The 12899-nt window shown below is 69.0% G+C and carries 15 protein-coding genes; 3 read left to right on the forward strand and 12 right to left on the reverse strand.

The genetic code is table 11. The features are described 5' to 3' along the window. Positions 1 to 100: 100 nt before the first annotated feature. The 9 genes from E4L96_RS03350 to E4L96_RS03390 are packed head-to-tail and all read right to left on the reverse strand — an operon-like array spanning position 101 to position 8271. Positions 101 to 1132, reverse strand: coding sequence for an AAA family ATPase (locus E4L96_RS03350; protein WP_135205815.1), 1032 nt, complete (start codon positions 1130 to 1132; stop codon positions 101 to 103). Then, positions 1122 to 2468, reverse strand: coding sequence for a DUF4350 domain-containing protein (locus tag E4L96_RS03355; protein ID WP_135205816.1), 1347 nt, complete (start codon positions 2466 to 2468; stop codon positions 1122 to 1124). Before E4L96_RS03355 ends, E4L96_RS03350 begins: the two co-directional genes overlap by 11 nt. After that, on the reverse strand, positions 2465 to 4042 hold the full coding sequence (locus tag E4L96_RS03360) for a DUF4129 domain-containing protein (protein WP_135205817.1): 1578 nt from the start codon (positions 4040 to 4042) through the stop codon (positions 2465 to 2467). The genes E4L96_RS03355 and E4L96_RS03360 overlap by 4 nt, the downstream gene beginning before the upstream one ends. Next, entirely contained in the window at positions 4032 to 4997 is a 966-nt protein-coding gene (locus E4L96_RS03365; protein WP_167758588.1) for a stage II sporulation protein M, read from the reverse strand. Before E4L96_RS03365 ends, E4L96_RS03360 begins: the two co-directional genes overlap by 11 nt. Then, the gene (locus tag E4L96_RS03370) at positions 4994 to 5674 is read right to left on the reverse strand and encodes an RDD family protein (RefSeq protein ID WP_135205818.1); all 681 of its coding nucleotides are present in this window, start codon (positions 5672 to 5674) and stop codon (positions 4994 to 4996) included. The genes E4L96_RS03365 and E4L96_RS03370 overlap by 4 nt, the downstream gene beginning before the upstream one ends. Positions 5675 to 5734: 60 nt before the next feature. Then, a complete protein-coding gene (locus tag E4L96_RS03375; RefSeq protein WP_135205819.1) occupies positions 5735 to 6160 on the reverse strand; it encodes an ExbD/TolR family protein in 426 nt (141 codons plus the stop codon). A gap of 14 nt (positions 6161 to 6174) precedes the next feature. Beyond that, positions 6175 to 6846, reverse strand: a complete 672-nt coding sequence (locus tag E4L96_RS03380) for a MotA/TolQ/ExbB proton channel family protein (RefSeq protein ID WP_135205820.1) — start codon at positions 6844 to 6846, stop codon at positions 6175 to 6177. Then, positions 6843 to 7649, reverse strand: a complete 807-nt coding sequence (dapB, locus tag E4L96_RS03385; RefSeq protein ID WP_135205821.1) for a 4-hydroxy-tetrahydrodipicolinate reductase — start codon at positions 7647 to 7649, stop codon at positions 6843 to 6845. The genes E4L96_RS03380 and dapB overlap by 4 nt, the downstream gene beginning before the upstream one ends. Position 7650: 1 nt before the next feature. Next, on the reverse strand, positions 7651 to 8271 hold the full coding sequence (locus E4L96_RS03390) for an outer membrane protein assembly factor BamE (RefSeq protein ID WP_181017578.1): 621 nt from the start codon (positions 8269 to 8271) through the stop codon (positions 7651 to 7653). A gap of 102 nt (positions 8272 to 8373) precedes the next feature. Between E4L96_RS03390 and fur the strand changes: the two genes are divergently transcribed. Further along, a complete protein-coding gene (gene fur / locus E4L96_RS03395; protein ID WP_135205823.1) occupies positions 8374 to 8808 on the forward strand; it encodes a ferric iron uptake transcriptional regulator in 435 nt (144 codons plus the stop codon). Between the two features lie 22 nt (positions 8809 to 8830). Here fur and hrcA read toward each other — a convergent pair whose 3' ends face one another. Together hrcA and E4L96_RS03405 are read right to left on the reverse strand one after the other, a co-directional pair. Further along, positions 8831 to 9847: a heat-inducible transcriptional repressor HrcA gene (hrcA, locus tag E4L96_RS03400; RefSeq protein WP_135205824.1), complete on the reverse strand. Its 1017-nt coding sequence runs from the start codon at positions 9845 to 9847 to the stop codon at positions 8831 to 8833. A gap of 96 nt (positions 9848 to 9943) precedes the next feature. After that, positions 9944 to 10672: an HAD family hydrolase gene (locus tag E4L96_RS03405; RefSeq protein WP_135205825.1), complete on the reverse strand. Its 729-nt coding sequence runs from the start codon at positions 10670 to 10672 to the stop codon at positions 9944 to 9946. A 282-nt stretch (positions 10673 to 10954) separates the two neighbouring features. Here E4L96_RS03405 and E4L96_RS03410 point away from each other — a divergent pair, with 282 nt between their 5' ends. Continuing rightward, positions 10955 to 11557 (forward strand): hypothetical protein, encoded by a 603-nt coding sequence (locus E4L96_RS03410; RefSeq protein ID WP_135205826.1) that lies wholly within the window; start codon positions 10955 to 10957, stop codon positions 11555 to 11557. A 17-nt stretch (positions 11558 to 11574) separates the two neighbouring features. Then, positions 11575 to 12180, forward strand: coding sequence for a hypothetical protein (locus tag E4L96_RS03415; RefSeq protein WP_135205827.1), 606 nt, complete (start codon positions 11575 to 11577; stop codon positions 12178 to 12180). Positions 12181 to 12389: 209 nt separating this feature from the next. On the opposite strand, the gene E4L96_RS03420 is transcribed toward E4L96_RS03415, so the two are convergent. Further along, a partial coding sequence (locus E4L96_RS03420; RefSeq protein WP_135205828.1) for a CPBP family glutamic-type intramembrane protease occupies positions 12390 to 12899 on the reverse strand: 510 nt, incomplete at its 5' end.

Raw genomic sequence — 12899 nt, forward strand, 5'->3', positions numbered from 1 at the left:
CCACCACGGCAGCAGCGCCGGAACCAGGCTTGCCACGAGGCCCAGCAACGCCCACACGGCCAGCACGGCAAAGAAGCGCGCAGACGGCTGCATCGGGTCCTCAGCCTCGTGGCGCCGGGGTGGCGTCCAGCAGCGCGGTCAGCACGTCGTCCGCACCCAGGCCATCGAGCTCGGTCTCCGGGTCCAGCGCCAGGCGGTGGCGCAGCACCGGCAGCACACCGGCCTTGACGTCGTCCGGCGTCGCAAAGTCGCGCCCATCCAGCAGGGCCAGCGCGCGTGCCAGCCGCACCAGCGCGATGCTGCCGCGCGGGCCCGCGCCGACCGCGATGCCAGGCCAGCTGCGCGTGGCACGGACGATGCGCACCGCGTAGTCGGCCACCGCCGCATCCACCCGGATGTGCGCCACCAGCTGCTGCAGCGCGGTCAGCGTCTCGGCCTTCATCAGCGGGCGCACCTGCTCCACGTCCAGCGCGTCGCCGATGCGGTTCCCGGTCACGCTGCGCAGCATCGCCAGTTCCTCGTCCTGCGTCGGGTAGCCGATGCGGGCCTTGATCAGGAAGCGGTCCAGCTGCGCCTCCGGCAGCGGATAAGTGCCCTCGCTCTCCAGCGGGTTCTGGGTCGCCAGCACCATGAACGGCGCGGCCAGCAGGTGCGCCTCCCCTTCGATGGTCACCTGGCGCTCTTGCATCGCCTCCAGCAGCGCGGACTGGGTCTTGGCGGGAGCGCGGTTGATTTCGTCGGCCAGCAGCAGGTGCGTGAACACGGGCCCCTTGCGCACGGTGAAGCTCTGGTTGCGCATGTCGAACACCGCGTGGCCCATCACGTCGGCCGGCATCAGGTCCGGCGTGAACTGGATGCGCGCGAAGTCGCCGGCGAAGGTGCGCGCCAGCGCTTTCACCAGCAGGGTCTTGCCGAGGCCCGGCACGCCTTCCAGCAGCACGTGGCCACCGGCCAGGCAGCAGGCCAGCACCTGGTCGATCACGGCCTGCTGGCCGACCACGGCACGCCGGACTTCCTCGCGCATGCGGCGGACCAGCTCACTCGCCTGTGCCAGCCGTTCGGCGGGGATGGCGGAAGCCTCGGGGGCGGGAGTTTCGACGGCCGGCGATCCGGCGGCGGAGCTATCGTTCATAGTGGCGTCGCAGTTGGTGGAGGGTGGATATCTGGTGGGTGAAATCGAGCGGGCGCGTGGCGGCGGGGCCGTGCAGCGCGCGTTCGACGGCGTCCGGCGGCAGGCCGCACATGCCCGCGAGATGGCGGATGCGCGCCGCCGGCGCTAGCTTGTACAGGGCAGGGGCGCGGCGCCGCAGCAGGTTTTCGGTGGTGCCACGGACGGCCGTGAGCAGCAGTTCGCGCCCGCCGGGCACGCGCCACAGCCAGCGCGCGCTGGCGTCGATATGCTCGAGCAGGGCGCGGCGCTCCTGCGGCGGGACGGGCAGCATGGGGCCGAAGCGGCGCGTCTGGCGCCATAGCCAGGCCGTGAGCAGGACGGCCAGCGATACGATGAACGGCGCGTAGTGGCGCCACAGCCAGATGGTCCAGTGGGCCACTTCCACGCTTTGCACACCCAGCACCGGGGCATGCGGGCCGGCGAGGCCGCTGACGGCGAGCAGGAGTTCCGCATGGTCGAACTGGCGCAGCGGGAAGTTGGAGAAGTAGTCCTGGCCCACCATGACCACGTGGCCGCGCCCTTCAGGGAACACCGCCACGCCCAGGGCGTACGTGTCGCTCCACAGCGGCTTGGGCGCACCGGGGTCGGCCTGGCGCAGCGGGGTATTGGGGCGGCTCAGCTCCAGTGGGTGGCCGAGCGTGGGGATGTGCAGGCAGACCAGGTGGGCTGGTGGTGGTGGCGGCGGCGGGGAGGCACGGGGCGCGCCACCTGCCGGTTCGGCCGGCGCACCGCCCGCGGTCTCCGGCTGGGCATCCTCCTCGTCTTCCTCCTCGTCCGGTCCCGCGGCGACGATGGGCAGCGGCGGCGCACCGTCGTCCGTGCGCGCACCGGGCTCGCGGCGCGGGTCAAGGCGGCAGGTGTCGTCCTGGCGGGCGCGCAGTTCCACGCTGGCGCCGTAGCGCTGGCCGATCACGTCCCGCTCGGCCGATGGCAGCACCGACTTGGGCGCATCCTTCATGGTCCACATCGGCGACATCACCAGCGTGTTGCCACGCCGGACCCACTCCAGCAACGGCCCGGCCACACGCGGATCGGGCACGCCTGCCTGCAGCAGCAGCGTGCCGCGCGCGGGCAAGGCGGAAACAGTCTGCTCATTCAGCAGCGGCGTCACGGTCAGCACATGGCCGTGGCGGGCCAGCAGATGCTGCGCGGCCAGCAGCGGATTCTCGCGCGCCGCCTCGGACAACGCGGGCACGCCCTCCACCACCCGTTCCATGTAGTGCAGCCACAGCGCCACCAGCGCGCCCGCCACCGCCAGCGACAGCAATCCAATCAGCAGGGCCGGATTCTTCCTCATACCCGCAGCTCCGCAAACACGGAGGCCCAGGCCGCGCAGTGCGCCTCAAAGGCCGCGCTGTCCGGCCAGCGGTCCGCATACGCAGCGGCCAGCCACAGGCTGGTCAGACCGGTGGTCACGCCGAGTGCCGCATCGTCCAAACGCTGCGTCGCATGCGCCGCGCGCGCCGCCCGCAGGCAGTCGCCCTCCGTGGCGCCCGCCGGTACGTCGAGCCCATGCTGGTAGACCAGCCGCGACAGGGTGGCACGATATAACAACGCCAGCGCGGGCCGCCGTTCGCCCCGCGCCCACATGGCGCGCGCATGCCCGGCCACATCGTCGGGCAGGCTGGCCTCCGTAATGTCCAGACCCGCGACCTCGGTGGCCGGTGCGGCGGCGCCCCTCTCGCGCGACCAGGTCAACCGGTCCCGGTAGCGCCAGACGAACCAGCCGACCAGCAGCACCGCCGCGCCAATCAGGGCGGCCTCCACCACCAGCGCCAGCCACTCGGGCAGCTTGAGCGGCACATCCGGCTTCTTCTTTTCTGGCTTGGCGCGGTCGCGCAGGCGCCAGACACTTTCGCACTTGTAGCCGCGCAGGTCCTCGGAGGCGTACAGCGCGTCCACTTCGGCGCGCACGCGGCGCTGGGCCTCGTCCTGGTCCGGGCCGCGCGCGGGCTGGGTGGCCGTGACGAAAACCTCCGGCGGGTCGCACACCAGTGTGCCTTCAGCCGCTTCCGCCGGGGGCGCGGGCAGCCACAGGGCGGCGGCGCACAGCACGACCGCGAGCAGCGTGCCCGCGGTGGCGCGCGCCAGGTGTGGTACGTGCGGTGGCCGGATCTGGCGCAGCGTGAGCTCGATGTCCCACGCTTCCAGGTTGGCGCGCCGGTTCAGGTACAGCGCGAACGTACAGGCCACGTACACCGGGCCGACGATGGCCACCGCCACCGCGTAGGCGCCGCTCATGGTGAGTGCCAGGAAGGCTTCGCGTGCGTCTCCGGTCAGGGTGGAGCTGGGCGCGAACAGCGCGAACGGATTGGCCGTGTGCTCGCTCGACACGAACAGGGCCAGCAATCCAATCACGCCCAACACCAGCACGAACTCGAACGCGCTGCAGGCGATGCCGAAGGCCCATGCCGCAAATCCGGTCCCCTGGCGCCCCAATACGCGCAGGCGCTGCCCGGCCGTCGCGCGGCTAGCCCGTTCCAGCTGCCACACCGGCTGATACAGACCACGGCCGGACATGAACGGCCGCCACCACGTGAGCAGCCGGAACCAGCCGCCCCGCAGTTCGCGCGGCCAGGCGCGCAGCGCGGTGCGCCAGCCAACGTGTTCCCCGAACACTTCGCGCGACAGCACATACAGCGGCGCGCGCTCCAGCAGCGGGCGCACCCACCACGCCAGTGTCATGAACCAGCCGCTATGGGCCGGCCAGTACCAGGTGGCCGCCATCATCAACGCCGCCACGGGCAGCCACAGGGCCAGCCAGGCGCGCCAGGTGCCGGCCGCGTGCGCACGCAGCAGGGCCAGCCCGAGGTCGAGCGCCTGGGCGTGCGGGCGCGGACGCAGGTCGAGCTGCAGGCGCTCAAGCTGCATCGTCCCTCCCGCGTAGGGTGCGCCCGGCCAGCGCGAAGTACAGGATCACCAGCAGCCAGCAGATGCCGCCGACCGTGAACTTGACCTCCGGCGGAATCGCCGTGCGCGCCGACCAGAAGGCTTCGAAGAACGCGGCCAGCACCGTGAGTGCGGCGGCTCCCGCCACCACCGGAAACATGGTGCGGGCCGCCTCCTGCAATGCGCGGCGGCGTGTGAGTCTGCCCGGCCGCAGCACGGCCCAGCCGACGTGCATGCCCGCCATGGCGGACAGCAGCAGGCCCGTGATCTCGAAGCTCGCGTGGGTGACCACAAAGGACCAGAAGCTGATGCGCGTGGCCGGGTCGAGCGACAGCCAGGCCCCGGTCACGCCCAAGCTGAGCGCATTCAGGCCTACGCTGAACAGGGCCGGCAACCCACCGGCCACGCCGCCCGCGAAGGTGCGGAAGCCGATCGACACGTTATTCCAGATGTAAAAGCCGAACATCAGAACATCGCCTTCGGCTCCGCCGCGCCCCACGCGCACGCTGGAGGGCGAATACATCTTGTGCATGCGCGCCAGCTCCATGGGCGACTCGAACAGGAAGGCGCGCTGCGGATCGAGCCACACGAACACGCCCGCCGCCAGCGCGGTCCCGTAGAACAGCACCAGCACTGCCAGCAGCAACCGCCAGTGCGCGCGCACGGTGCGCGGCAGCTGGAAGAACAGGGAGGCCAGCGCCAGCGGCCGCGCGGCGCTGGCGCCGTACAGCTGGCGGTGGCAGCGCAGCGCGAGGCTGCGCAGGTAGCCGGTGAGCGCGGGCGCGTAGCCGCGCTGCTCGGCGAGGGCGAGGCACTGGCACAGGCGGCGGTACAGCTCTGGCAGGCGGGCCTGCTCCTCGCTGCGGCGCGCGGACAGCAGCGCCTCCACCTGCTCCCACAGCGGCCCATGCAGCTGCTCGAACTGCGCCTGCCTCACCGCAGCAGCCCCGCCGCCATGCCGCGCAGGCGCTCCAGCGATGCCATGCCGGTGCGGCCCGTGAGCGGCTCGGCGATGCTGCCCAGTTCCTCCAGCCGTTCGGCCGGGAGGCGCGGCTCGCGCGCGAACAGGTCCGCCAGTGCGCGCTGCTGTGCGGGCGTGAGCGGGAACGGCAGCGGCACGGGCGCGGCATCCGGCGCCGCTCCCCGCACCGCCTTGCGGTCGCGGTAGACCACCATGGTCCCGGCGGCGAGGTCGCCCACGCGGCGGAAGCGCGCGTCGAACAGCATGGCGACCAGGCCGGTGGCGTACATCAAAGGGAGGAAGTCCGCGACCAGCAGCAGGTTGCGCAGGGCCGACTCGCGAAAGCGCACCGGCAGCCCATTGTCCTGCACCACCTCGATGCCGGCCACGCGCTTGCCGACCGTGGCGCCGCCCGCGTACACCTCGCACAGCACCGGATAGGCCCAGTAGGTGACAAACAGGAGGATGAGATAGAGGCCGTAGCCCAGCCTGGAGCTGGCCAGGAACATGGACACCAGCGTCACGACGCCGATAAACAGTGCAAAGTCGACGGCCCAGGCCAGCGCGCGCACAGGCGGGCCGGCGGGAACGAGGTGCAGGCGCACGCCCTCGGGCGTGGTCAGGGACAGCCGGCCATCCAGCAATTCAGGCATTCAGTTTCGGACGTGATTGACTTTGATTTTTTGTCAATCATAGCCGAGCTGTCACGGGCGTCAAGGCGTCTTCTTGCGCGGGTCCGTGACGAAGCCAAGGCGCGTGAGTCCGTGGGCCTGGGCGGCGGCCATCACCTCGGCCACGGCCTCGTAGCGCGTGGCCCGGTCGGCCCGCAGCTGGAGCTCGGGGGGCTCGGGCAGCGCGGCCGCTTCCGCCAGGCGGGCTTCGAAACCCGCCGCGTCCACGCGCTCATCGTTCCAGTAGATCTGGCCCGCCGCATCCAGCGACACCGTGACCGGCTGTCCGTGCGGCGGCGCCACCGCGGCCTGGGCCTGCGGCAGGTCGAGCCGGATCGCGTGCGTGAACATGGGCGCGGTGAGGATGAAGATCACCAGCAGCACCAGCATCACGTCCACCATCGGGGTGACGTTAATGTCGCTCATCATCTGGTGCGGCCGCGAGGGATTGAAGGAGCCGAAGGCCATGCCGCGCGCTCCCTTTATTTGGCGCTGCCGAAGTAGGCCAGCAGGTCGTGCGCGAAGCCGTCCAGCTCCGCCAGCGTGCTGCGGTTCAGGCGATTGAAGCCGTTATAGGCCAGCACCGCGGGAATCGCCACGCACAGGCCGAAGCCGGTCATGATCAAGGCCTCGCCGACCGGACCGGCCACGCGGTCGATCTGCACCGTGCCGGTGGCCGACACGTTGGCCAGCGCGTGATAGATGCCCCACACGGTGCCCAGCAGGCCGACGAAGGGCGCGGTGGCGCCGATGGACGCGAGCAGCGTGAGGCCCGCTTCCACGCGGTGGGTCGAGCGGGTGATCTGCTGGCGCAGCACGCGCGTCACCTGTTCGCCGCGCTCCATCGCGCCGGCCACGGTGCCGCTGCGGCCCGTGTACTCCGCCACGCTGGCGGGCAGCGGTGCAAACACGTTCTCGCCATCGGCCGCACGCAGGAGGGCCAGGCCGTCGCTGACGTCCGGCGCATCCCAGAACGCGTCGATGGCCGGGGCGGCGCGGCGCACGCGCCACAAGGTGAAGGCTTTGGAGAAAATGAAGAACCAGCTGGCCAGCGACATCACCAGCAGCACATAGGCCACCGCATGGCTGATCGGATCGCCCTGCGCCCACCAGCGCGCGAGGCTGAACTGGTTTTCCGCCAGCGCCGGGTTCATAGGCCCAGCACGGCCTGCATGTCGAACAGGCCTTTGGGCTTGTCCGCCAGGAAGCGCGCCGCGCGCAGGGCGCCGGTGGCGTAGCCCGCGCGGCTGCTGGACTTGTGGCTGATCTCGATGCGCTCGCCGGTGCCCGCGAACAGCACCGTGTGGTCGCCCACGATGTCGCCGCCGCGGATGGTGGCAAAGCCGATGGTGGACGGATCGCGCTCGCCGGTCACGCCTTCGCGGCCGTAGACGGCGACGTCCTTCAGGTCGCGGCCCAGCGCCTGCGCCACCACCTCACCCATCTTGAGCGCGGTGCCGGACGGCGCATCGACCTTGTGGCGATGGTGCGCCTCGATGATCTCGATGTCGTAGCCGTGCGCGAGCTGCTGCGCCGCGACTTCCAGCAGCTTGAGGGTCACGTTCACACCCACGCTCATGTTGGGTGCGAAGACGATCGCGGTCTTTTCGGCAGCGGCGCGGATGGCGGCCTTGCCCGCTTCGTCGAAGCCCGTGGTGCCGATCACCAGCTTGATGCCATGCTCCGCGCAGTATTTCAAATGCTCCAGCGTGCCCTCGGGCCGGGTGAAGTCGATCAGCACCTGCGCATCGGCCAGGCCCTGCGCGAAATCCGAGGTGATGGCCACGCCCGCGAGCTTGCCGGTGAAGGCGCCCGCGTCGGTGCCGAGGGAGGGCGCACCCGCGCGGTCCAGGGCGCCGGACAGGCGCACGCCTTCGGCCTGCGCGATCGCCTCGATCAGCATGTGCCCCATGCGGCCGGAAGCGCCGGCCACCGCGATGTTCAGGGTCGCGCTCATGTTACGGGCGGCGGCCTTTGACGTCGTCCGAATTTACCTGGATCTGCACCGCGCCTGGCTCTTCTTTCTTCGGCGGGGCCTTCTCGGCGGCGCGCACCGGACCGGCGATGCGGGCAATGTAGTCACGCTCGGTCGGCAGGTTGCCGCCGTCGAAGCGGGCGACCTTGCCTTCCTTGTCGAAGTAGACGGTCACGCGCGCGGTGGTCAGTTCGCCGTTGCCACGCTGGAGGCGGAACGGGTAGTCCCAGCGGTCCGCATGGAAGATGTCCTGCAGCAGCGGGGTGCCGAGCACGAAGCGCACCTGCTCCTTGGTCAGGCCGACCTTCAGCTGGGCCAGCTGTTCGGCGGACACGAAGTTCCCCTGCTGGATGTCCGGACGGTAGGGCGAGAAGAACCACAGGAACTTCTGGAACTTGGAATTGGACGTGGTCTGCGCGCCGGCGTTGGCAATGGCGGCGGACTTGGCGGCATCGGCCTGCACCACCTCGGCCGGGGCCGGGGTGGACGGCGCGGCCTGCTTGAGCGGATCCTTGGACGCACAGCCGGCCAGCGCCAGCAGAGCGCATGCGAGCGCGGCGGCGCGAAGGTGGAAGCGGGGCGAAACGGAAGCGGTCAAGCGCATGGGTAACCTCAAATCGATGAAGCGAAAGGTGCTAAAACACTATATGATAAAGCACTCCGACTTAAAACGAACATAAACCGCTCCCGGCAGGACCCCGCACCCATGAGTAACAGCCCGAACGATCTGAAAGCCAGCGGCCTCAAGGCGACCCTCCCCCGGCTCAAGATCCTCGAAATTTTCCAGAACAGCGAAGTCCGCCACCTGACGGCGGAAGATGTCTACAAGATCCTCCTGCAGGACAACATGGACGTCGGCCTGGCCACCGTGTACCGGGTGCTCACCCAGTTCGAACAGGCGGGCCTGCTGAACCGGAACCACTTCGAGACCGGCAAGGCGATCTTCGAGCTGAATGCGGGTTCGCACCACGACCACCTGGTCTGCCTCGATTGCGGGCGCGTGGAAGAGTTCTACGACGAAGAGATCGAGCAGCGCCAGCAGAAGATCGCGCTGGAGCGCGGCTTCAAGATCGCCGAGCACGCGCTGGCAATCTACGGCAACTGCACCAAGGTCAACTGCCCGCACAAGCCGGGCAACTGAGTTCCTCCCTGGCCGCGGCGCCTCAGCCGTGGCTCAACGCATTCGACAGCAGCTTGGCCGTGATGTCCACGATCGGAATCACGCGCTCGTAGGCCATGCGGGTCGGCCCGATCACGCCCAGGGTGCCGACGATGCGGCCGTTCATTTCGTACGGCGCGGTCACCACGCTCATCTCGTCCATCGGCACCAGCTGCGATTCGCCGCCGATGAAGATCTGCACGCCGGAGGCCTTGCTGGACACGTCCAGCAGCTGCATCAGCCCGGTCTTCTGCTCGAACAGGTCGAACATCTGGCGCAGGGACGACATGTTGGAGGTCAGGTCGGGCGCGGCCAGCAGGTTGCGCTCGCCGGCGATGACGACCTTCTCGGTGTCCTCTTCCATTGCGGCACTGCCCGCCTCCACCGCGGTCTGCATCAGGCGGCCGATGTCGTCGCGCAGTTCGCGCAGCTCGCCGGACAGGCGGGCCCGTACGTCGTCGAACGAGAGCCCGGCGAAGTTCTGGTTGAGGTAATTGGCCGACTGCACCAGCTCGGCGGGGTTGTAGTCCACGTCCGTGAGCAGCAGGCGGTTCTGCACATTGCCGCGCGGGTCCACGATCACCAGCAGGATGCGGCGCTCGGACAGGCGCAGGAATTCGATCTGCTGGAACACGCTCTCGCGGCGCGGCGTCATCACCACGCCCGCGAACTGGGACAGCGAAGACAGCATCTGCGCGGCGCTGGCGATCACCTTTTGCGGCTGGTGCGGGGGCAGCTGGATCTGGGAATGGACCGACTGCTCGTCCAGGTGCTGCACGGTCAGCAGCGTGTCCACGAACAGGCGGTAGCCGCGCGGCGTGGGGATGCGGCCGGCCGAGGTGTGCGGGCTGGAGACGTAGCCCATCTCCTCCAGGTCCGCCATGATATTGCGGATGGTGGCCGGGGACAGGTCGAGGCCGGAGATCTTGGACAGCGCGCGGGAGCCGACTGGCTGGCCGTCGGCGATGTAGCGCTCCACCAGGGCCTTGAGCAGGGTTTGGGCGCGGGAATCGAGTTGCATGTCCGTGTGGGTTCGGCTGGGAAATCGGTGGTGACTATTATGCACCCGCGCTGCGCGGCTGTGCAGCACAGCAGTCCAGGCGGAACCGGGCTGTCTTCACTCCGCCGCGTCCGCATGCTCCTGGTGCAGCCAGTCGAGCAGCCCATGGAAATCGCTGACGATGGCATCCGGCATCACCTTGTGCTCCAGGTGGGCCTGGCTGCCGGTGCGGTTCAGCCAGACGGCGCGCAGGCCCGCCTGCTGCGCCCCCTGCACGTCGAGCAGGATGTCGTCGCCGACGTAGACCGCGTCTTCCGGCGCCACGCCCAGGCGCTCGCAAGCAGCGAGGAAGATGGCCTTGTCCGGCTTCGCGTAACCGAGCTCGTGCGCCGCCACCGACACCTTGAAGTGGTGCGACAGGCCGATCGTCCTGAGGTCCGCGTTGCCGTTGCTGATCGAGCCGACCAGCGCGCGGCCCTTCAGGCGCAGCAGGCCGGGCAGCACGTCGTCGTACGGCACCACGGAATTGCGGGCCGCGAAGAACTGCACCATCGCCTCCTCAATCCTGGTCTCGTCCTCGCCGGCTTCGGCGAAGGCGGCCACCAGCCCGGCGCGGCGCAGGGCCCCGAGGTCGAGCTGGAAGTGCGGCTGCTGGGCCAGCAGCGTCAGGCGCGCCTGGCGCAGCGAATCGATGGTGTGGCGCTCGGCCACGCGCGGGGCATGCTCGCGCAGCCAGTCGTACAGCTGCGCTTCGGCCTGCACGATCACGGGGGCGATCGGCCAGAGGGTATCGTCAAGATCGAACAGGACGGCTTTCGGCCAGGGGCGCCGCGAATCGGAAGTCATGGGTGCAAACGGAAAAAGGCTGGGTAAAACCGCTTTGAGGCAGACAGGCGCCCAGCATAGCCACGCCGGGGGTGAAAATCAATTCGCAGGCCCGGGCGACCGGTTTTTCCTTGACGCTCCTGACAAGCTTGCCCGCTGTGGCGGTCCGCAAAGCGTTGGCGGCGTTACAAGGTGATACAAAGCTAAAAGCGGCCGCGCGTTGCCGAATGCACTAAAATGGCGTCCATTTGAGTCTCGTCCTGGCGCGCCTGAGGGTGCCGGACATCCATCTGTGGAGAGTATATGAAGCGTTTCACCCGGCCGGCCGGCCTTGCGCTCACGGCCTGCGCCCTCCTGCTGTCCGGCTGCGGCGGCGGGGACGGCAGCCTGTACATCAGCGGCAATGTGTACGGCCTGTACCGCGACGGGCTGGTGCTCGTCAACAAAGGCAACAACTCGACGCAGGCGGTGTCGGCGGCGTCCCAGAGCTTCGTGTTCTCCACGCTGGTGGGCAACGATGAAAGCTTCGATATCCAGGTGCAGACCCAGCCGTCCGGCGAAACCTGCACCGTCCAGAACGGCAAGGGCCGCACTGGCGCCTACAGCATCAGCAGCGTGATCGTGACCTGCGTGGGCGTGACCCATGCCCTGAACGTGAACGTGAGCGGGCTCGCGGCGGGCGCCACCCTCGAGCTGGTGAACGGCAGCGACAAGGTCACGGTGACCCAGAACGGCGTGAAGGCGATGACGCCGGTGGCCGAAGGGTTCCCGTACGCCGTGCTCGTGTACACCGGCCCCTACGTCGGCACCCCGGCCACCCCGAACGGGCAAACCTGCACCGTGACCGGTGGCGTGGGCACCATGCCGACCGCCGACCTGAATTCGGTCAACGTGACCTGCCAATGAACTTCCGGAGTCTCTCAATGAAGCATTCGTTTGTCCTGGCCGCAGCGTGCGCCCTGGTTCTCTCCGCCTGCGGCGGCGGCAAGCAGCAATTCCCGGTGCATGTGACCGTGGCCGCGTCCACCGTCGCGGGCGACGGCCTGATCTATCCAGGCCTGGTGCTCACCACCAACGGCCAGGACCTGGCCCTGGCGCCGCCGAGCACGCCGGGCGCCGCCGTGTCGGGCACCTTCCCGAACACGCTGTCGTACGGCGACGTGTACGACATCACGGTCAAGACCCAGCCGGCGCACCAGGCCTGCTCCGCCTCTGCCTTCACGCATGATTCGGCAGGCCGCTATGCCTCGATCGACGCGGTGTTCACCTGCGCCATCCAGTCTCACGCCTTGACCGGCACCGTGACGGGCCTGACCGCAACCGGCCTGCAGCTGACCAACGGTTCGACCGGCGGCGTGATCGCCGTGCCGGCTGGCGCGACGACCTTCACCATGCCGGAAGTCAACTACGGCAAGACCTACGGGGTGACGGTGCTGAGCCAGCCGACGGGGCAGGTTTGCACGGTGACCAATGGCGTGGGGCAGATGGGCGATGCGGACGTGACCAACCTGAAGGTGACCTGCCAATAACCGCTTATCACAAAAATCTATGATTGATATGCGGAAATACAATTAGACTAATATGCTGTGACGCAGCATAATTGCACCTGTCTCCTCCAACTCTCCTCAGAAAAGAATTGGATTCTGCCCGCTCCCAGGAGCGGGTTTTTTTTTGCGACCGGCGGCGCAGCGAAGAGACGAGAATTGGATTCAGCCCGCTCCAAGCAGGGTTTTTTGGTTCAGAATCCGCTCAGCAGCAGGACGGTGTGGGCGCCCATGTGGGCGATGATGGCGGCCTCCAGGCCGACCTTCCAGTACAGCGCCCCCGCAATAAAGCCGAACGTGGCATTGCCGAGCACCACATACACAATCACGCCCGGCGTGAGCTGCCCCAGCAGGGTGGCCGCCGCCGGAAGGTGGCCGATGCCGAAGCCCAGGGCCGCGACCGCAATCGCCGCCACCATCACGCCCGCCCCCGCCGCCGCACGGCGCTGGAACACGCGCCAGAACAACCAGGCGAAGAATGTCATCGCGCCCCAGCGCATCAGCAGCTCCTCGGTCACACCGCCGTAGAGCACGCGCGCCAGCGCCGGCATGCTGACGGTGGCTGCCAGTTGCTGCAAGGCCGGCGGGGCCAGATAACCCGTCAGTGCGATCAGCGCGGCCCCGGCGAGGCCACCGAGCAGCCCCGGGACCAATTGCGGCCGCAGCGCCGGCGCCACCGGCTGGCGCGCCGCCCAGGCGGACAG

The organism is Zemynaea arenosa, from assembly GCF_004614185.1.
Taxonomy (GTDB): domain Bacteria; phylum Pseudomonadota; class Gammaproteobacteria; order Burkholderiales; family Burkholderiaceae_D; genus Telluria; species Telluria arenosa.